Source organism: Ferruginibacter paludis (assembly GCF_030409685.1).
Lineage (GTDB): Bacteria > Bacteroidota > Bacteroidia > Chitinophagales > Chitinophagaceae > Ferruginibacter > Ferruginibacter paludis.
Genome location: NZ_JAUFQJ010000014.1, coordinates 85,773 through 107,875 on the forward strand (window position 1 = coordinate 85,773; position 22,103 = coordinate 107,875).

Annotated in this window: 13 protein-coding genes; 6 read left to right on the plus strand and 7 right to left on the minus strand. The window is 42.0% G+C overall.

The genetic code is table 11. The annotated features are described in order from the left end of the window. Positions 1-288 precede the first annotated feature (288 nt). The 7 genes from QWZ08_RS19970 to QWZ08_RS20000 all read right to left on the minus strand — a co-directional run bounded on the left by QWZ08_RS19970 (position 289) and on the right by QWZ08_RS20000 (position 16,236). Positions 289-1,887: a carboxylesterase/lipase family protein gene (locus tag QWZ08_RS19970; RefSeq protein WP_290339307.1), complete on the minus strand. Its 1,599-nt coding sequence runs from the start codon at positions 1,885-1,887 to the stop codon at positions 289-291. Between the two features lie 107 nt (positions 1,888-1,994). Next, positions 1,995-3,032, minus strand: a complete 1,038-nt coding sequence (locus tag QWZ08_RS19975; protein WP_290339308.1) for a nucleoside hydrolase — start codon at positions 3,030-3,032, stop codon at positions 1,995-1,997. A 462-nt stretch (positions 3,033-3,494) separates the two neighbouring features. Beyond that, positions 3,495-3,950, minus strand: a complete 456-nt coding sequence (locus QWZ08_RS19980; RefSeq protein WP_290339310.1) for a hypothetical protein — start codon at positions 3,948-3,950, stop codon at positions 3,495-3,497. A gap of 75 nt (positions 3,951-4,025) precedes the next feature. Beyond that, positions 4,026-13,649 (minus strand): LamG-like jellyroll fold domain-containing protein, encoded by a 9,624-nt coding sequence (locus tag QWZ08_RS19985; RefSeq protein ID WP_290339311.1) that lies wholly within the window; start codon positions 13,647-13,649, stop codon positions 4,026-4,028. A 573-nt stretch (positions 13,650-14,222) separates the two neighbouring features. Continuing rightward, positions 14,223-14,564: a hypothetical protein gene (locus tag QWZ08_RS19990; protein WP_290339312.1), complete on the minus strand. Its 342-nt coding sequence runs from the start codon at positions 14,562-14,564 to the stop codon at positions 14,223-14,225. A gap of 240 nt (positions 14,565-14,804) precedes the next feature. Next, on the minus strand, positions 14,805-15,782 hold the full coding sequence (locus QWZ08_RS19995; protein ID WP_290339313.1) for a caspase family protein: 978 nt from the start codon (positions 15,780-15,782) through the stop codon (positions 14,805-14,807). Positions 15,783-16,005: 223 nt separating this feature from the next. Then, complete coding sequence (locus tag QWZ08_RS20000; protein ID WP_290339314.1) at positions 16,006-16,236, minus strand: hypothetical protein; 231 nt, start codon at positions 16,234-16,236, stop codon at positions 16,006-16,008. 224 nt (positions 16,237-16,460) lie between these two features. Between QWZ08_RS20000 and QWZ08_RS20005 the strand changes: the two genes are divergently transcribed. From QWZ08_RS20005 to QWZ08_RS20030, 6 genes are all read left to right on the plus strand, one after another. Next, positions 16,461-18,599, plus strand: coding sequence for a tetratricopeptide repeat-containing sensor histidine kinase (locus QWZ08_RS20005; protein WP_290339315.1), 2,139 nt, complete (start codon positions 16,461-16,463; stop codon positions 18,597-18,599). Between the two features lie 766 nt (positions 18,600-19,365). After that, positions 19,366-20,679 (plus strand): site-specific integrase, encoded by a 1,314-nt coding sequence (locus tag QWZ08_RS20010; protein WP_290339316.1) that lies wholly within the window; start codon positions 19,366-19,368, stop codon positions 20,677-20,679. 3 nt (positions 20,680-20,682) lie between these two features. Beyond that, positions 20,683-20,874 carry a hypothetical protein gene (locus QWZ08_RS20015; RefSeq protein ID WP_290339318.1) on the plus strand — a complete coding sequence of 64 codons (192 nt, stop codon included), beginning with the start codon at positions 20,683-20,685 and terminating at the stop codon, positions 20,872-20,874. A gap of 10 nt (positions 20,875-20,884) precedes the next feature. Then, positions 20,885-21,358 carry a helix-turn-helix domain-containing protein gene (locus tag QWZ08_RS20020; protein ID WP_290339319.1) on the plus strand — a complete coding sequence of 158 codons (474 nt, stop codon included), beginning with the start codon at positions 20,885-20,887 and terminating at the stop codon, positions 21,356-21,358. A 208-nt stretch (positions 21,359-21,566) separates the two neighbouring features. After that, on the plus strand, positions 21,567-21,806 hold the full coding sequence (locus QWZ08_RS20025) for a helix-turn-helix domain-containing protein (RefSeq protein WP_290339320.1): 240 nt from the start codon (positions 21,567-21,569) through the stop codon (positions 21,804-21,806). Further along, complete coding sequence (locus QWZ08_RS20030) at positions 21,799-22,080, plus strand: helix-turn-helix domain-containing protein (RefSeq protein WP_290339321.1); 282 nt, start codon at positions 21,799-21,801, stop codon at positions 22,078-22,080. Before QWZ08_RS20025 ends, QWZ08_RS20030 begins: the two co-directional genes overlap by 8 nt. Positions 22,081-22,103: the final 23 nt, after the last annotated feature.

Consider the following 22,103-nt stretch of genomic DNA (forward strand, 5'->3'; position numbering starts at 1 on the left):
CAGCATTACACAAAATAGCGAGCGAGCGTCTTATAGAATACGACAGCAATAAATTTGCCGGATATAAACCGCAGAATACCTTTTGGCAATTCTTCCAATGATGGGGTAAAAAAGAAAACGATATGCCTTCAATTAGCAGGCATCTTAAAAAAAGGATTGCCAACCCTTGCGCCTTAAACTATCTTCAACATAGTCTGTACAATGATTGGCAAACCTTTTACGTGCTGCATCCGGATGTTTTGCGACAATAAGATATTGCCTTTAATCTCCTTACAAAATTAACCGTACTTACTTTACCAGGTCAAATAACTCCTTATCCATTTGTGGCTTTACTTCGCAGGTATTATCCAGGTGCATGGTAGCAGTGCTTGCCGTTGTATAGGCAGGCCAGTTGGGTAATCCCTTGTGATTCGGATTTCCGGTTTTTGCAAAATTGATAAATGCATTGGAAACTTTATCGGCTAAAACATAGGCATCTTTATTACCACCGGTCATCTCATTGCAACGTTGAATGTTATTGAATACAAAAGGAATTTCCATGCAGTGAATGGCTTTGTATTTACCATCCATCACAGGCGATTGCCAGGTGAACAAATACATATAAACAGGTGCCGCATTCAATGCGGATTTTTCATTGGCCTGGCTAACTGCGCCCGGGCGAAACATTACATCAACATCCAGCAAATCGATTGGCTTTGTATCGTTGGGATATGCCTTCTTAACGGCGGCCAGGTAGGCTTCTGCTTTATCGCCCCGCTGGGTTTTGATTACTTCCTTTATTTTTTCAAGCGACGCATTGTTCAGGGCGCCGTTTGCAAAAGGGGCGAATTCATTTTTTGTAGTTCCAATCAGCAATGGAATATTTTTTGATAATTCGAACGCTTCTTTTGAAAAGAGCTGGTAGGGAAGGTCTTCTCCATCGATGCTGGGTCCCCAGCTCAAACCAAAGCCCGGTGCTGGTTTACCATCTGCTTTCATTTTATCAGCTACCACTTTAAGGGCCTTTTTACCTGCTTCGCTTAACTGTGCAAACGGTATATGCTGCAGGCTATCCGCCTGGCCAGCCTGCAGGTTCAATGCCTTTAATACTTCTGCCGTAATTAACCGGGTAGTTGCTTTTTCAAGCATATTCGATCTGAACGAACCGCTTTCGTTGATGGCTTTGTGAAACAGCCCTTTTGCAGATGGCATGGCCATTAAGGTATTAACTTTTGCCCCTCCGCCTGACTGACCGAAGATGGTGACGTTGTTTGGATCGCCGCCAAAATTGGCTATGTTATCCCTTACCCATTCCAATGCGGCTTTAATATCCAGTATGCTTGCATTGGCTGAGTGTTTGTATTTTTCCCCATATGCAGAAAGATCCAGGAAGCCCAATATATTCAACCGGTGATTAATAGACACCACTACAACATCTCCATTTTTCGCAAGATTTTCACCATCGTAAGAAGGCAGCTCCTGCGATGAACCGGCTGTAAAACCGCCACCGTGAATCCAAAACATAACCGGTCTTTTCTTTGAGTTATCAATACCCTTTGTCCAGATATTTAACCGCATACAATCTTCGCTTGTATAGCCAAAATCGTGATGAAAAATAAACTCTCCTTCATCCTGAACCGATGTAATGGGGTCGAGTAAAGGCGCAACCGGGCCGTATACCATTGAACTGCGAACACCATCCCACGGTTTGGGTGGCCGCGGTGATTCAAAGCGATTGGCTTCCGCATACGGAATGCCTTTGTAGGTATACACTGAGTTGTTAATATATCCCCGCACTTTGCCGGAATTGGTGCTGGTTACCGCAATATTTTCGCCGGTTACCAGCTGGCTGATGGCAGCGTTAGCAATGGCCAACAGGCCTAAAGTAAAAAGAGTTATTTTTTTCATTTGCAATTTTTTAATCGTTACAGGTAATTTATTTTGAAGATAAGCAGAAATGCTAAGCTGCAGGCTTTAAAAGTGTTGGTCAATTTCACATATCCGTTACTAATCGTTTATTTATTTTGATTAAACAAGACCAATTTGGACAAAAAATCTTCCAGCAACAATCCCGTATCCAATGCTGTATACACCCGTATATTTCTTCCCTTATGATTTACTTGATACAAACCCTGGCTATTAATCAACGGAGACGGACGCAGTACATAAAAGCTTGATGAAGGATCCGCCTCAAACGAAGATTGCAACGCAGTTAACAGCACCAGTGGGCTGTCACCAATAATGTAGGTTTCGCCAACATTGAAATTATATTTAAGGCCCATCTTCATAACGCGTTCAATATTCGTAGTTAGATACGCTCCTATCCTGCCCTGTATTTTTACCTTGAGCAACAATGATGAGTAAGGCAGCATAACCTGGCGATAAACGTTTCTTGGAATTTGCCAGACATTAATGGCTGACTGATTAAAAATTACCTGCCCGGCCTTAAGATCTATTGCCAGATTGTATTCAAGGCTTGTGTAGCCCGGCGGCGGCGTAGCCAGTTCGGCATATTCCGGCCCACCAATCCAGATCAAGGTTAAACGGCTTGCGATGGCCGGCTCCTTTAAATATGCACTTGCAAGATCAGTTAAACCAGCACCGCATACTACGTATAAAGGAAGCTTGGTATCGTCCCGCATGGCTTCTTTAATGATAGCACTTGCTGCAGCTGATGGTTGTGCCGTACTATCGTTTTCCAGCGCAACGTTTGACCCCTGGTATACATTAAAACTTTTGCCGGCATTCATGATGTTTAGTACTTCCTCTATTTTCTTTTTTGCATTGGCTGCAGTTTCTTTGGAAGGATCGAAACCATCTCCTGCTCTTAAATGAGACCCTATGATACCCCGTATTTCAACAGAAGGCGACAGCAGGTGATGCACCAGTTGAAACAAGCCATCGGGATCGCCGCCGAAATCATTGTCGATGATAATACGCATCCTGGGTTTTACAAGGCTATCTGCAAAAAGTTGCGGCGCATGTTGTTGCGCAATAGCAGCGGCTAATGTGCTGCACAAAAAAAGCGTTAGTACAAGCCATTTTTTTTTCATGATGGTTCAGTATTTAGATTTAGTGTTGGTGGTCAGCTATAATTGTAAAATGCGCAAGCCGTTAGATGATGTATTTATGATTTCATATATGGCTGTCTTCGGTTTCAAGGTAAATATTTTTAAGACTAACTCCGTCATTTAAGCTTTTTAAATTTGAAACCTGCTTGCATCAGAAGTCGTCTGTACCACCGGCTAACCCCTTAAGGAAGTGCCTGGATACTTCTGCTTCACCGGCTGCCCACAAAAAAACCCCTGAAAAATCAAGGGTTAAAAAATTACCGGCGTTCAATCAAAATCTTGCTGCGGCTTTTATACTTTATAGGTAGTCGCAAATCTGCTTAATAAGTATTGATAACGTTTACCGTCAATGTATGTAAGGCCTGCTTTTTAAGAAGGTAACAGCTTCTTAAACTATATTGCTATTTCCATCAGGATCAAAACTAAATCCCCCGGTCGCATTCATTATTTCTTTACCTGGGTAAGCGCTACTATTTGCGGATCTTCAGCTGTTCCATAAGTTGCATCTGCCGAAAAAGTGATTACAGGCTCCGACTTGTACATGTAAGCTGTTTTATTGCTGTAATACCTGATGGTAATTTTATTTGTCTCATCGGTTAAGCCTTGCACCAGCACAAAGAACAGATTCTGTTTATCCACCTTTACCACTACCCCTACCCCCCGGCATTCATCATTGATGAAGGCGGCCAGTTGATCATTTTCCATCGCATTGGCAGCAAGTGCCGAAGGCAAAGCAATTACGGCGGTCATGGTGGCCGGGTACTTGCCGGTATCATCTGCTTTCCAGTCTGGCATTGGAAAAGTAACAACTTCCTGTACCGGCATATCTGCCGATTTTTTACTGCACCCGAAGTTTGCCAGGACGAGGGAAATCAACAGCACAACTGATATCCTTTTCATGCTACATAGTTTTAAGAAGGTTTGCAGCAGGGCAGTCTGTACGCCACTGCTGCAAACCCGGATCTGTGTTATCAATTATTGTTTAACTACTTTATCAATATGCGGCACACCATCAATGATCGTGTGAATAAAGTACACTCCGGCGCTGCTCATCATACCGCCTGCATTTCTTCCGTTCCAGTTGGTGGTGTAACCAGTGCCTGACACTTTTTGAACTGGTTTTGTCAATATTACTCTTCCTGTTGCATCAACCACCGACAGGCGGATTTCATGAGTCTCATTCGCAGGTAGTCCGCTTAAATTGATGCTGATGTTGGTAATATTGTTGAACGGATTTGGATACACGGTGACCGCACCTGCCTGTTTAACAAAATGTAATTCCAGTGGCCGGTTCAACGTACCCATGATGGTATTGTTGCTGTAATTGACAATGGTACTGGATTGTGCGACAATGTTGCCTCCCCTTTCTATCATAAACACCAACGGCTGTTCGGCTTCGCCCCCTATATTAAAGAAGTAACTGAACTTGTTTATTTCCGGATTAAGAATAGGCTTCGCTTTTCCACGCAACTCACCATTTACAAATGCTATAACACTGTCACCCTTTCTGAAATCAAAGTCGGCAGCCACCGTGGCAATGATGGTCATGTTGTTGGCATTGCTGAAGTTGCCCGGTACCGGTCTTTGATCAGGATTAGCGATCACACCGCCAGTTATGGGTCTTCCGCCTGAAAGACTTCCGATGATTGACGGATAGAAAAAAGCCGTATCATTTGCCCGTGTTCTGTATAACATGTACCCTTTACCCGGTTCCAGATAATTCAGGCTTCCGATCCATCCGTTTTGTGCACTGTACATAGCAAACCCTGTCTGCGACTTAATCACGTCCTGGTCAAGTGCTTTGTACCCGGCCAATGCTTCTTTAATGGTAGCATTCACCTGCGGCAGATAGCTGATGTAATTCCAGCGGGCGCCTTTCAATGGTATGGCCGTAGTGCTAACGTTTACCGGTATGCCGTTTAATGTGAGTAACTGGGCATTGGTGGCTTTTAATTTAAAGAGCGAAATATTGTCAAGGCTCTTTAAAGATCCAGTCCAGCCTGTGCTTGTATAATTACTGAATCCGGTCAGGTCGTTCTTAATTAAATCATTGCTGGTCCACAAGCCATTGGCCAAAGTTGTACTTACCGGAGTATTGACTGGTATGCCCAGGTTAAAGGATACCCAGTTCCAATTTTCGTTGATGACCATATCCTGGTACAACATGCTGCTGCCATCAAAAATTACAGGCAGGGAAGGTGACCCCATAATGGCATTGCTGGCGAAGTTGACAACAGTAGATGGTGTTGCCCTGAAAGTCTTGCTGGTGCTTGACTGCCAGATTCTGAACTCCACATTGTTGTTTGCCAGGTCATTGCTGAACATGGTAAGATAAACATACCACAGGTTGTTGGATGCATTATAAGTATTGTTGGCTACGCCTACACACTTGCCGTTTACAAACGCACCCAGCATATCACCTTTGCTGATAGAGAAAAGATTATTGAGCCTTATTTTTCCGTACACATTCATGTTGTACTGGTAGTCGCTGGGCTTAACAACCCAGTTTGGCTTTTTTCCGTTTACCTGCAGGGTTAATTTCAGCGCTTCTGTTTCGTTGTTGTCATTGCGCATGAAAATAATTTCTTCATAGCTGCCAATATTCAATCCGTCATTTACCGTAAACTCAATGGTCAGGTTGCCCTTAGGATCAACAGTTCCGGTCAGCGGATCTGCTTTCAACCAGGATGGCAGGTTTGACAATGTAAAGTGCTGGGAACTTCCACCACTGTTTACCAGGTGGCTTTCAAAACTCAAGGGCGCATTCACTTCCTTCACCAGGTTGATTTCCTTATCACTCCATTTCAGTTGATTCTGATCTATATAAGCTGTCCAGGTAACAGGCGATAAAATCTTGTTACCATTCATGTCGCGTACATTCTTTGACTGAAAGGTGATGACGGTTTTATCGATGGATTGTTTTGGCTCCTGCATGTTGATGATGAGTGCATCGTTGTTTACCACAAAATCAAAATTGAGGTTAGCAACCGGGCCGTGGTCTTTCATTGGGGCCGCCTCATCGCTGGCTACAGCATTCAGCAAAACTGCATCAGGTACAATGGCATTAACGTCTTCCTGTATTTTTAAATCCTTCGGCGAAAAATACAAACTGGTATTGCCCTGGAACATTTCATAGTTCTCAAACGGGTAGTATGCCATCAGTCCGAACTCATTACCCATCAAACGCACATTGTTATTTTTGGATACCAGCGTTTGGTTCATGTAAGTGTTCCATATCCTGAATTCATCAATATACCCTTTAAAATAACGATCAAATTTTGGCACTGTCGTAGCATCTGCGCTATACCAGGTTCTGACACCGAGATAGGTAACCGCTGCAGCAATTCCACCCAGATTTTTAGCGTCAGAAAACTGGTTCAGTACACCATCTACCAATAGCTGTGCACTGCCTGAATTACGGTTTACCGCAACTGCCACATGATGCCATTTATTGTCGAGATAATTGCCGGTGGCCTGTATTTTAAATCCATTGTTCTGGAATGTGAGCAGGCCGCTTTCAAAACCAAGGTTGAACAGGTTGAGCGAACCACCGAACTCTGTGCCATCACCTTTGCCATTACTGGCCAGCGTGCTGTTTGTTTGCGTGGCATCTCCTTTAAACCATAGTTCAATGGTATAATCCATGGCAGCCAGCACCGGTGCAAAGGAAGTGTTCAATTTAGCATAGCCGTTACCGTTGAGGCTGATGGCTTTACCGGCAGGTGTGCTCCACAATCCATTCAGTGCCGCGTTGGAACCATGTGCTTTGTCGAATGCAACCGAGCCCTTTCCTTCATTCATCGGGTAATACGCCAGCAATGAATTTTCAGCACCTGATAACATGCTTAAACTATTCACCTGCAGTTTGACGGAATTGAGTGTGTCATTCCATATCCTGGCTTCATGCATCTTGCCGGCAAAGTAACTGTTCTGCTTGCTGATACTGCGGCCATACTCGATGTGTCCCGTGCCGGTATATGGGTTCACAGGTGCAGCATGTATCATCTCAACAAAATTATAAAAGGCGGATACGGTTTTGCTCTTATCATTGTATATCATGGCCACATGCGCCCATTCGCCAGGTTTATAATCATATGCGGAAGGACTTTTTATGATGGTACTACCGACCGTAACCTGCATTTTATTATCGGCTGTCAATGACAGTTCCAATGACTCAATAGCACTACCATGACTGAATAAAGTCTGGTCGGCTTGTTTTGAAGGAAGTATCCACATTTCAGTGGTAATGCTTTTTCCTGTGAAACATTTTTCAAATTCTGTAGCGAGATAATTTGTGGTGCCATCCAATTTAACACTCACTGCATGATCACCTTTTACGCCATTGCGGATGCCGGTAACCTGGAAATCGCTGTTGGTTAAAAGACCGGCTGCAATTGTTTCATTAAAGTTCAGCCTGATATCGTCGTTTACACTTAACACGCCATCTGCCGGTTGTGGTGTACCAAACAAACGTGGGTTGTACGTGTCTTTTATACCGGTGATGAGGTTAGATTCCGTTGTAACAAAACCAGCACCCACTTTACAATAACTAACCGCCTGCACATCATAATTCTGGTCGTTGAAAGATCCATCGTCCATTACAAAATTGTAAATGATGCCGGATGCGTTGGTGATGAATTGCTTCTCGCCCTGTGCGGCTTTCATTTTAACTGAATCCGAATAAAACTTCATCGCGGTAATCCAGGTACTCGAAGATGTGGGCTTGTATTGCAATTCTATGTGATCAAACAAACTGTTGGTCACATCAAACTGGTCAACGATAATGGGCAGGTAACGCCTTCCCTGCGCATTGACCGGCGACTCGGAATTAAGCACCCATTTATCTTTTGGTGATTTGATATTGATATCTGAACAGGAAGGAATAAAGTGCGCTGAAACAAGTACGGTATCAGCAATGTTCGACCGGTAGCCGGTAGGATCGTACTGGCAACTGGAGTGCAGCAATATCTGGATGTTGTTATAATCCATTGCATTCGGCCCTCTTGTTATGGTCAATACTTTAGTGATGCTTTCGCCATATTGTAAATACACCGCACGGCCTGCGCCACCTATCGGGCTGCCGTCCACAGCAATGGTAGCGCCTTTTATGGAATCATTGTCAACATAACCGATTACAAATGTTGCCGGAAGTTTGGCTTCTGATTCGTTGCGCAATGTAAGGTTGTAAGTGGCTTTGCGGCTGGAAGGAACATCATTTACAACCGGGTTGTCCACTAATAAAACCGGTACTTCAATGCGCTGTGTAGGTTGATCAATTAATGTGCCTGGCTGATAATATTTAGAGATAGTGGCCCCGGTATAAGGGCAACCACTTACGCCACCTTTGGTATGAAACACGAGGCTGTTATCGGCTGCCTTGTTCAGATCGATACTAAAATAATCATCCGTGCCTTCGGAAATAAGATTGAAGCCCAATGTTGAACTTGTTTCTGTACTGCTGCCGACACTGCCGCCCTGGTCGGTTCCTATCGATTCCGTGTATTTAAATTCCATTCCAATACCATTAATTTTTACAGTGCTGGAATTGCCGCCCTGGTACGCAATGATAAAATTAAAAGCATTTTCTTTTGTTTCGTTGATGGTGGTAGTGGTGGAATATTCTATCGGGCTTCCTGCGTGGAAAGAATAGTTTTGAATCAGCGAAGACTCCAATTTTGCTTTCTCGTTATCCGCCATTCTTTTTTCCCAGTTGGATACATACTGGTTCAAAATCATGATGGTATCCGTGCGGTATAGAGAGCCCGCAGGGAACAATATCCGGTAGCTTTTTCCATTATCAAACGCATCGGTTTTGGCAGTTGGGCCAAACGCCGTGGTATCATTATTTGATTTACCAAAGTTGGGATCGTCATTAGCAAGTTTGGAAATGTACACTGCTTTTTGCTTGCTGTCAGCCAGGGACTGGGCATCCGCTAACGAAGTGGTAGCTGGTAACAGGGCAATGTTCCTTATATTGATAAGATTCGGAATCAATACCTTTTCAATATGCTGTTGTGGAAAAGCAAATAAGGTTCCGAATGTTTCACCCACATTAATGCCGGCCCTCTGAATAACAATGTAGGTGCTGGTAGGCGAAGACTGAAACAATAAAATATCAGAAGCCTTCAGGTTAGTTCTTTTGATGATGGTGATGTTGTTGCTTTGCCCGTAGGTGATGTTGGTTGAATAACCTATAAATACATCCGCTACCGGGCCAACAAACAACGGATCGTCGCTGGTTTGAAACTTTGTTGTGAGCGTGGTGGATGACTCTTTTGTACTTGTGTTGGAATAATGTTCTTCATGATGAATGCCAATACTGGCACCGGTAGATGCTACAGCGGAGTTAATGACTCCCACACCAAAGCCGGTAAAGGTTACCAACTCAGCACCTAGTTTTTGTGTCAGGTCAAGGTCGCCCACCTGGTCAACCTTACCGCTATACGTGGTTGAATTGGTAATGGTAGATCCCTTTTCTGCATAAGAGAAACTTTTAGAACCTGGAGGATCACGGAGTACCATCAATACTTTATCTGGCCCGGCTGTTACAAAATCAGTACCTGTCAGTTTTCCTCCAATTACAAAGCCCTTCAGTTGCGGATCGCCGAACCATGTCCAGTTGATGGTGGTTGCTTCTCCAAAACGAATACTGGTGGAAAAATCTTTTATGCCCTGCGTTGCCGGGCTTGGGTCGCCTGCGGTAAATTTATATTCCGCCATGCCTTTGTCATCCAGCCTGAAGGTATCCGGTGCCACTGTACCATTGCGGATCCTGTTTAATACAGATACAAAACCATCGCTGGTAGGTACATTATCCAATACATTTTTGCCGCCAACCTGCTGTATTACCGGCACGCCATTTACCACACTGGCATAAAACGGGTATTGTTCAAAGGCTTTGATGCCAAAAGTGTATTGTTGATTTTGAATGAACACAGGGTTGCCAAAATTATAGATGGCCTTGCCTGTGGCGGTTGTGTCTACTACAACAACGTTCTCTTTCTGACCCGTAAGCGATACGGATTCATACTCCAGGTTTCCAAAATACGGCAAGCCCTTACCGTCATTATCCTGTTGTAAAATTTCTACCGAAGGCGTAACGCGTTTGATAAATTTGTAGGATGCGTTATAAGTAAGGCTGTCATAATAGTTATTGGTATCGTAGGTGTTTTGACTGTTTAATGTTGAATCAGTATAATGGCGGACGGAGCTTTGCACACTGAATTTATCGATAAAGTCCAGCAATACAGGTTTGCCGTTTAATATATCGCCCCACCCCGTAACATTTACTGTAGCTGCAAGAAATTTAACCGGCATAAGATCGGCCACAAATTCACCGGTTAAAGAATCCGGTGTAATAACAATGCTGTTGGCATTGTAGGTAACTTTTGTTTTATGAATTTTTGATGAGTCTGTTACATTGGAAGGCAACAGGTGATTGAGTGTAACGTTTTGGCTTGTCGCAGCCGTGTTTAATAAATACTTATTACCTGTAGGCAATAACAAGGTTATGCTCACCACTTTGCCGAGATTGTTTACCGACACGGAATGACCAAGCGGCAAATCCTGCTGAATAGCTCCACCTGCAACCCTGCCTATAAAACGAATGGTGGTGGTATCTGTCAAACTAAGCCCGGCAATATTGTCCTGGTAGTTTAAATTAAAGCCATTGCGGTCAGTAATTTTTCCATCATTGGCGAAACCGTGATTGGCTTTTACCGTTTTTACTTCGTGTGTACCAACTGGCACGAGGATGCTGAACCGCCCATTTTCATCCGTTTCTAAAATGGTGCCGTTGCTTTGTTGCGCATACTGTCCATCAATTTTAAATTGAACACCAGGCACCGGCACAGTGCTGTTTTTATAATACACAAATCCGGAAACAGCGAAAGACGACTTGTCTTTAAAATCAACCGTAAATTGGGTGGATGAGGGAGAGATAAGCCTGTTAACAGAAACCGGATCAAACTGGTGTGTACCCTTTAATGGCACAATGGTATAAGTTGTACCATTGCCGGTATAGGGAATGCCGGCAATAAAATAATTGCCTGAAAGATCTGTAAATGATTTAAGTGCAAGCTGGTCGGCGGTTGGTATAATACCCGACCGCGTAACATCAGCTGCGCTCATAATCCCGTTATTTCTGTTGTAAGTTTCTCCATGAAACGACAGGTCGTAAAACTGGTCTTTGATCGCTTCATCAAATCGCCAGTATGCTGCAAGACCCGTTTCATCGCCGCTAAATAATCGCGTTTGATTTTTAATGGCATCAGCCTGTGAAATAGCAATGTTGTACACACGCATTTCATCAATGTATCCCTTAAATTGCTGTGCAGTCTGGCCACGGCCTATGTACACTTTCTTGTCGGGAACCGATGCACTATATGCCGCTGGTATTTTACCAATCACGGTACTGTTCAGCATAATAAACAACGAATCTTTTTTATGAATGCCGGTAACGTGAACAAATGTGTTGGTTGCGTTGGCATAAGTTCCTGCTGCAATAATGCCTTTGTAAGAAAAGAATAATTTACCCGCAGCATCAAAGCCCAATGCATACTGGTTGTTCCTGTAAAACAGCATTTGGTTTACGGGGCTGGCAACATCAGGTTTTATCCATGCTTCAACAGTAAAGGCTGAGTCGGAAAATGGCGCAGTTGTACTGTCCAGTTGCAGGAAACTATTTGTGGTGCCATTCAGGTAAATGCTTTTACCCAATTGCACCTGGTCGTTGCTTTGCAGGCGTACAGAAACATCCTGAACTGCCTGGCCATTATCATAAGTAACACGGCCATAAATATTACCGGTAGGACTTCTGAAGCCAACACCAGCCAATGTTTCTTTTGAGAACACCGTTGTGTTGTTGCACTTTACAGCACCTATTACCTGGTAGGTATAATACACACCGGGCGTGCCTTTTGCATCATCCGTCTGGTACTCGCTGTTGGTTGAGCCGGGCACCGTTGCCATTTGTACAAAATTGGTAGTTCCATAAACAGCACGCTTTATAATAAAGTTATCAAAGCTGCCATTGGTTGACCAACGCAGTTCTGTTCTGTCGGGGAAATAGCCTTTTGAAACATCCAGTTTTATCAGCGATCCAATTTCGGTTGGCAATATTTCATTGGGAATTTGCACCGGGGCGAAGGCAGTAAAACTGGAGCCAACAGGTGGTAAAACCTGCAGGGTATAATTATAACTGTTGCAGGTTGAAATTTGCACATCGCTGTAAGTACCCTTATCAAAATCAGCTTTATTCAATCGGATTTCGCTTTGCGTTTTTGCTGTGTTGTTGATACGGGTTATCACGAATGCTGCCCCGGGTAACCAGGCTGTCGCCAACGGGTTCCATGTAAGCATGGCTGTTTTGCTATTTTGTAAAACAGCCGTAGCCGTTAATGGAATGGTGGTGAAAGTAACAGGTGTACTGGCCTGCTTTGCCAGTTCCCAGTTGAAACCCGTATGCGCCCTCGCTACCCTAAAATACATCTGTGGCGAAAGGTCTTTATCGACTACATAACTAAATGATGATTGGGACGGATCATAATCATAACTCACTTCTCTTGCATCCGTAAAATTGGCGTTGTTGGCTACCTGTATTTTAAATTTGTCGTTGATAAAATTGGTGCCGCTTACCGGGTCGATGGTCCATGAAAATGTTACCTTTTGAGCAACTGGATCATAGGCAGCTGCCGCGGTTTTTGGAAAGGTAAAAGCAGGTACAGCAACAGCTATTGAGCTATTGTACCATCTTTCGTTATACGCCAGCTGCTGGTAATAATAATTTTTTACAACGTTCAATGCGGGGAGTTGGTTGGATCCGCTGGTAGCCACGGCCAGGTAGCCTGTCAGGCGTTTATCTTGTGGCGGGCTGGACTCGTTTATAACCATATTGCTGATCCTGTCAATGTCACCGAGGCTTGTTTTGGTATAGCTAAATATAGCTTTCGGTTCAAAAACGCCATTGTTTTGAACCGTAGCAAAATCAACTGTCGGCGTATTGATTGCCGTAAACTGCGGAATGGCAATGTCCTTTGTATCAGAGCCAATATACCAGTCATGATTGCCGCAACAAATTTCGCCCCACATTTCAAAATCGATCTTTATGGCTTTGATGTTTTTCATATTGTTATCCAGGTACAAATCAACGTATCGTATTTGCGCATTGTCTACCTGCATGATATTAGACAACTGGTTATAAGGTGGGAGAAATGTGGTGTAGGCAACTGTGCTCTGACTATTGCCAAACTGAAAAAAAGGCGTCCAGTTAACGCGATCAGTAGTAAATGAAAGGGTAGCACTCCGAAGATATGCCATATAGTGGCTGGCCGCCTGCATCCAGTAATCCGGGTGTTGGGCAAACGTTTCAATATGCAGGGAACCATTTGTTATATTAAAACTCACTTTGAATTGGGAAGCAGCAGAAGCAACCCCTGTTCTCGATTGTGCCCACATAGTTTGGGCTTCTAATGTCACCGACGTACAAAAAAAGATGCTTAACAAAAGCATTGTTCTGAGTAGTTTGCCAATACGCTTGTTACATGCTGCATCTCTGTGTTGACGTACTGCCGGTGTGTGGTTTGTAAATACTAAGCTCATTGGGGGTGTATTTTGGTTTGATTAAAAGAAAGGGGTATATCTGGCTATGCGTATTCAGGCTATCATATAATAGCCGCTGGCAAACACTCAGATAATAGACATGGTGACAGTAATTCTTGTTGGAAGCAGACGTAAGTTTCGGAGCTTTCAGTAGGGGCGGTCAGGTATCAACAAAGTGCTTTACTTTTTTTGCACTTCCTGATATTCATTTCACGTGCAGGTACAGGCGAGTTTTCAGCCTGCATCTTTGGAAATATTCATTCATATCATTGAGTGTATATTGCCTGGTCAATATCTTATTGAAGGAGTTTTATACAATGACTGAATAAAAATACTGTTAGTAGACGAGACAACAACAATAGCAGGGACGAACAGGGCTTAAAACTGTCCCAAAGCAGGGTGTTATTTATCAGGGGTGATTCAATTAAAACTGCTCACGTGCAGGATGGTTTTAAAAACAAATTATTCGTCCGCTGGTTAGAATTGTACGGCCGAATTATATGCTATTTTCAAAATCCAGTTTATCCCTTGATTGCATTTACAAAAGATCATACTTGCTTGTAATGCCGGAAATCAGGTATAATTCAACGCGGCATATTGAGGCTCTGCTATCCGGGAGGGTAATGCTTCTTTTTTAACCGGAATATTTTTACATACTGTTTCAGAAAAGAATAAAAGATTTAAACCTGTTCGTGGTAAAAAATACCTTGTTAGCTTCGTTGGAGTTTTTCTTGTAATGTGCTTCAACTTCATTGACTTAAGTTGTAATCCGGTTATATCAATTAGCTCCATTATAACAGCTGAATGATCTTCGCAGGCTTTTACTATATAAAAATCTGACTGTTGATTTTGTGCGTTTAAGCTGCTCATTGTTGCCATTGCCAACATGTTTGAAGTGATGAATAATTGTCTCATTTTTTTATTTATTTAATGAGGCAAATTCCAACTTCAATAATGGATAAACGATGACCCGGGTTAAGTCTTTTGTATTTTAAAAATCCGGTGAAAAGGTAAAACAAAAGATAAATGACTACCGCCTCAAACCGCGGCAACTTGACGCAAACCTTACGACAATGGAAAAGTTTAGTTGTTTGAAGATGTACTTGCGTCAGGTACTCCTGCATTCTTATGAAAGTAAAAAACACAGGGAAATTTTTATTTTGGTGTTGCTGTTTCTTCCAGGATCCTATATTTTGCTATCTGAATACATCTTCCACTTTCATTGTGCTTATTCTCCGGACACTCAGAGGCAAGGGCCTTCTTGCGGGCCTCGTCTTTGGTAAAATTCAGAATGCTTTCCCATGTAGGTTGCAGTTCGTCATCGTATATACTTTCATCAAGTGCTTCCAGAAAGAAATGCGTAAAAAATCCTCCCTCTGTTGGGGTTCCGCCGGCAAGTTCTGTGGAGTCTGAGGCCGTAGCGATGATGGATAGCGGGTTATCTGGCATAAAAAGGTTATCAAAATCCTTCGTGTCATTTTCCATTTCATCGGGTTTCGGCGGCTGTCGTTTACGTTTGGTCATCTTCTCTGCGGAACCGGCCCTGGCTCCGGGAACCGAATTGCAGCAATCGCTTAAAACAATATTAACGCCGGCTCCCATTTTTACGATGGGGTTAAATATATCTTCCTCCAGGCTCAGGTTGGCAGTGGCCGTATTTTGATCATCGGGTGTTTTTAACCACATCCGGGGATAAACACTTGTATCGTTTTGAAACCGAAATCCATGACCGCTGAAATAAAATACCACGATATCTGCCTTGGTTGGCGCCATTGATTTTAGCCAGATATTGATAGCATAGCTTACTGAAGCTTTACTATATTGTTTGCCTTTAATTACTTTTGGAACTAGAGTAACCATATCAAGCCACGAAGAAAAATCTTCAAAGCTGGCTGTTATTTCTTCAAGGTCTGTTTCACATCTTTGTCCAATAATTTCATCATCTGAATCAATTACTGTTATTAAAAACAGCCTGGCTTTGTCATCGCTTTTATGCTTTTTGATAACATCCCCGGATGCAAAGTAATTGCTATAACCGCCCGCATGCACCGGTAAGCAACATACAAGCATTATCAATCCTACAAAGTAATTTTTAAAAGGCCTGGCAAAGCGGTAAATTGTTTTTTTATTCATAAAAAATAGTGTTTAAACGTGCACCCAAATTAATTGATAACAACAGTTGGCGCCGCAAAAATAAACAGCTTGTTTGCTATCAGAAAATATCAGCTGCAATTGTTTGTAATAAAAAAACGTCGTATAAATGGAGGAATTAAACAGCGATAGCAATCTTATCAGTGAAGCATAGCTGCGCCACAGAATAAATGTGAAGTATTAAATGAATCAAACTATAGAACCCCTACGGCTGCAGTGGCGGTTTTCCACCAGTTTGCGGTGGAACAGGCGAATGAACAATTGTCGGGTCAAGTGGCGGAGCATCCTCGTCACTCACTTCTGGTTCACCCTCATCTGTTTCTTCATCACCCGGACCGGCTAAATTAACAGCGTCACGAAAAAAATCTAAAAGCTGGTTTTCTGATTCAGCGAAGCCAGTTGTGTTTTCTGAGAAATTACTAATCGAATTTTCCATATCTTCATATTTATAGTTAAACCTAACATTTTTTTTGATTATTCCCAATTAAAAATCTTGTCATTCCGGTTATCATCTGTAAGATCAACTGCTGTTCTATTTTTCAGGCGCAATACAAATTGTATACTGGTTCAGGAAAAACAATTTTAAGCGTTTTGAATGATATGTTTTAAAGAATGTTTGATCAGTATTAGTTTTACATCAGTACCCATCCAATTTTAGTTATGAAGTTATTATTTAAAATAACAGTTTTAGCTGTACTGATTGCAATGGGTACTCCGGTTTTTGTAACAGCACAAAATGATGCAGATGTTTTTCAGTTAAAAGAAAAATTAAAACAATTTGAAAAGCGGCAGGTCTACCTGTCTGATACTGCTTATGTAAATACGTTGAACGACCTCGCTTATATTTATTCTTACAGCTATCCTGACAGTGCAATTGCCCTGCTTGCGGGCAACGCCGAACGTAGCCATTCAGCCGGATACTTTAAAGGTGAAACGAATACCTTTATTATTCTGGGAGATGCTTTTCAAACTAAAGGAATTTATAAACAAGCGCTGGGTTATTATGAAAAAGCGTTGCTGCTTGCACAAAAAAATAGTCCCCGGGATGTATTGCCACTTGTACTGAACAGGATTGGCATGATACATCTTAACCAGGGTAATTATGCAGAGGCGCTGAACAAATTTTATGAATCGCTTAAGACCGCAGAAGCTTCCGACAACAAAGCATTGATTGGTGCCACACTCAATAACATAGCTATTGTACATTTTCACCAGGGTAATTTTGTGGAAGCCGAAAATGATTATCAAAAGAAACTTAAAGTGGCAGAAGCTATGCTCGATACCAGCAGCATGAGCCTCGCTTATAACGGCATAGGTGAAGCAAACCTGCAAATGAAAGACAACGTTAAGGCGCTGCATAACCTTTCTATTGCGAACAAGCTGGCCTTACAAATTAACGACCAGGAAATGCTGTTAACTACCTCCTTGTCCCTTGCAGAAATTTACTACGCGACAGACAGTTTGCAAAAAGCAGTTTACCTTTTTAACAATGCACTGGCGCTTTCAAAACAAAAAGATAATGGCACGCATATTTGCAATGCTTTAATTGGTTTGGCAAAAGCCTACAACCGGCAGGGGATGTTGAAAGAGGCGCTGGCTGATGGGTTGGAGGCACTGCAAAGAGCCGAAAAAATGGGCCAGGTGCAGCTGATAAGAGATGCCAGTGAAATAGTTTCTTCCATTTATGAAGGCATGGGTGATGGGATAAAAGCCATCGCCTATTACAGGATATATAAAACAAATTCAGACAGCCTCAATAGCCTGGCAAGTCAGCGTGCAGTAGCGATAGAAAAAACCAGCTACGAATTTTCAAAAAAAGAAATTGCGTTTCAGCGTAAAACACTGCAGCAACAATGGTTAATTTTTTCCGCACTGGCGGCGCTCTTTTCCCTCGCAATTATTTTATGGGTAATCAGCCGCAGCCGCAACCGGCTTAACCATACTTATAAAGATCTGCAGCACAAAAACGAAGTGATTGCCGCTCAGAAATTAACGGCGGAAGAAACGCTTAGTAAACTGAAGGCGGCACAGTCACAGTTAATTCAGTCAGAAAAAATGGCGAGCCTTGGAGAACTTACCGCAGGCATTGCACACGAAATTCAAAATCCTTTAAACTTTGTCAACAATTTTAGTGAAGTAAGTGCCGAGCTGGTCGATGAAATGAACGAGGAAATTAACAAAGGAAATATACAGGAAGCAAAAGAAATAGCCGGGGATTTGAAACAAAACCTCGAAAAAATAAATCACCATGGTAAACGGGCAGGCGATATCGTAAAAGGAATGCTTCAGCACAGCCGTAGCAACAGCAATGCTACGATTGAACCAACTGATATCAATAAACTGGCTGATGAATATTTACGACTTGCTTATCATGGGTTAAGAGCAAAAGATAAATCTTTCAATGTTGCATTAAAAACAAATTTTGACGAATGCATCGGTAATATCAATATTATTCCACAGGATATTGGCAGGGTAATTTTAAATTTAATTACAAATGCATTCTATGCTGTAGATGAAAAAAAGAGATCAGGAATTGAAAACTATGAACCAACCGTTTCAATAAGTACAAAAAAGATGCATGGAAAGGTGGAAATAAAAGTTGCAGACAATGGCAATGGTATTCCACGGAACATAATAGACAAAATTTTTCAACCCTTCTTTACCACCAAACCATCCGGACAGGGAACAGGGCTAGGATTAAGCTTAAGTTATGATATTGTAAAAGCACATGGGGGGGAGCTGAAAGTGGAAACAAAAGATAGTGAGGGGAGCGGGTTTATTGTTTCAATACCAGTTTGAATTATTAAAAATAAAACTGATAAAAAACAGAGGAGCAGTCTTGATAACACCAATTACTTATTTGGCTGAGGATTGCAGAGGGTGATCCCTGCTCCACCGCAACAGCACATTCACCAACGGGATACTTGCGCAAGGTATTCCGGCAGTGCCGTTGTTTACTAGTTTGAAGAAGCGCTTAGACTTGGTGGGATGCAAAAGCCCTTGCAACGATGAGTGAAATTGACAACAAATCATTAATCAGTTAGCATGGTACAAAAAAAAGTGATATTCTTTATCATTTATAACGCGTCAATTAAACCGTGGTAATAAAATAAGAATAATAAACACAGGGTTCAAGGGCCGCCTTTTTGAGTATGCTTTAAAACTATACATTTCTCTGCGCCACACAAACTATTATTGTCCAGTATCTTGCTGGGGGAGCATAGAACAACTTACGAAGATTTTAAAAAATCAACTTGGCACGATGGGCATAACTGATGCCTTGTCCCACAACACGTGTATTTTAAAGGAAAAGCAACTGCTTATAATAGACGAAAAAGGGGGAAACTTGTCAGTTTCCCCTCAGGTGGAGCTGCAGGGAGTCGAACCCTGACTATTTGGAATGTTAACCGTGTATACTATGATATCGTTAAACCCCCTACAGTTAAGCCATTTAATAGTGTAGGGTTAATTTTAATTCTTTCTTGTTAACAATTTATTTGCTACCTTTATTGCTACCTAACATTTACAGGGGTAGCAACTTTAATTTACATTCAATCGCTTACTTATGGGTACTATTCGATTCACTTTAAGAAATGATAAGCAGGATAGTAAAGGCCTGGCTCCCGTTGAGCTAGTTTATCAAATCTCGGGGCAAAGGAAATATTTTAGAACTAGAGAAAAACTTCACGTTGAGAATTGGAACGATGTAGAACAGTTAGCCTTATACCTAGACCGGAAAACAGCCAAGAAATTACTACCTGGCATAGACTACGATTTACTCCCGGCGGCGAAAGAAGTAGACGAAATAAATAACAGATTGAACGCAATTCGTAAAGACATTGCAGATATTGAAAAACGATTCGAGCTTAATAGAGTCACCTACTCTGCCGAAATGGTAGTAACCTCACTAAAAGAAAACAGAAGCCCCTTAACAAAAAAAGAGGCGCCGACAAATCAGCTTTTTGAATTCATTGATAAATACATTACAGACCACAGGGAAACTAGGGAACCAGGGAGCCTGGCTGTTTATAAGACGCTAAAAAATCATCTACAAGCTTTCCAGATTGCAAGAAAAAAGAAAATTACTTTCAACACGGTTGACTATAATTTTTTTATGGAGTTTCAAAATTTTCTAATTTCGGACCAGAAGTTAAACAACGTTACTACGGCTAAAAATTTAAGTACCGTCAAGACATTTCTATCCTATGCGAAAACGCAAGGCATTGCAATCTCTGAAAAGTACAAAGACTTCAAAATAAAAAAAGAGAAAAGCCTAGAAGTTATCGCCCTCACTCAGTCGGAGTTTAACGCTCTCTATAATTTAGATCTTTCTGGAAAACAAAAGCTTGACCAGGTAAGGGACGTCTTTTGCTTTTCGACTGCCACCGGGTTAAGGTATTCGGATTTATTCAATTTAAAAAGGGAGCACATAGGTCCGGGTGAGATAAGATTCACAGTAAAGAAAACAAAGGAACCGTTAATGGTACCGTTAACCCCTGTATCCAAATCAATATTAAATAAATACCGGGATTTAGTCAAGCCCCTGCCTGTCATATCAAACCAAAAAACAAATAAATATTTGAAAGAGGTTTGCGAATTGGCCGGCATTGATTCACCCGTACAAATAGTTAGATTTCGCGGTGTTAAAAAGGAGGAGCAAACCTTTCCAAAATATAAACTCATAACAATCCACGTAGCCCGAAAGAGTTTTTGCACACTTTCACTTAAAAAGGGTATAAGTGCAGAGGAGGTTATGCGTATAAGCGGGCACTCTGATTATCGGAGCTTCCAAAGGTATATCAGCTTTACCGAAGATCATTCCAAAACAGTTATGGCGAAAGCCTGGGGCAAATTACCTCCTAAATTAAAAGCAGTATAAAGCATGCCTGGTAAGAAAAATATCATTGTAGAATCCGGATCCGAAAGCGCTATTCCGGATGGACTGGAAAAACGATTGTTCGCAATTTGCCAAGGATCCCCGGCACTAACATCCAACGAACAAAAATTAAAAACGCAAATAGAAGAGCTTAAAAATAACGGCCTTATCATTGACATTCCAAGCGATTGGAGCTAAGACTTACCCTATGGCAAATTATACAATGCAAGAATTGGCAGCACATTTAAAATTGGATCCTGATACTATTATAAAGGCTATTAAAAAGGGCCATCTAGAGGGCCACAAATTCGGTAGAGTGTGGCGATTTTCCGATGAACAAGTAGCCGCATACAAAGCACTGAGGCTTGTCAGCTTCCAAAAAAATAAGCCGAAAAGAGAGAGGCCGGCGGCTGAAAATAACGAGCTAGATAAAGCTGGTGAAACCATTGTTGAGGACTTCAAAAACCGCGTTAATGATCTCTTCGTAATGCTAAATGACAAGTACAGTCTTAAAAATATTAAGCGTGACAGGACCCAGCATTTACAAGATTTATTTATAGAGGCTTTGACGACTAAAAAAATACCGGTTAGTTTCGCGAGAGGCATTAATATTGATAGCTTGGAAGAGTTGAACGACAGTATTGCCCAGGCCGAAGCAGCATTTAAGCTTTCAAAAAATTAATCTCTTTTTACATAGTTGCTACCGAAAGCAAACATTTTAATTTATTCAGGGTTGTGTTTTTACACGGCCTTTTTTTATATACTAAACTCCGCAAATACCCGCTATACACCGCCATTTACCCCGCATAAATAACAACGGCCCCGTTGTTTCGTCTCCGTTCGGCCTCTTATGACTCGTCAAGATACCTTGTGGCTCAAAAGCAAAGCAAATGAAAAATCCTGTAGAAAGTATGACAGAATTAAATATAGCAAGTCAGCAAACAGCTCCGTTGGATCACCTCTACACGCTTTCTGAAACATGCGGTTATCTCTGCTGCGGTAGAAAGAAAATTGCCAAGCTTCGAAAGGCTGGAAAATTAACTGCTGTTATTTCTGGACGAAACGTTTTAATTACCAGGTCGTCATTAACCGAATATGTATCAAACAACAGGGAGGTATACAATGGATAAAATCATTCTCACACAAATTCCCCTGGCTGATTTAAAGGAGCTTATTAAGCAGGCTTTGAGAGAAGAGCGTGCTGAGAGTATCAATCCGGACAGCAAAAAGCTGGATAAAAACCCGTCCGCTCCTCCTATCTCACAGAAAGAACTTAGCGAGTTTTTGAAAGTAACACCTCAGACTATAATCAGATGGAGAAAAAAGAAGCGTATACCATTTATGACGATTGGCTCAGCCGTTAGGTTTGATCTGAAAGCCGTCGTTGAAGCTCTCAAAGACTAGTCACAATATCCTCTAATAAATTC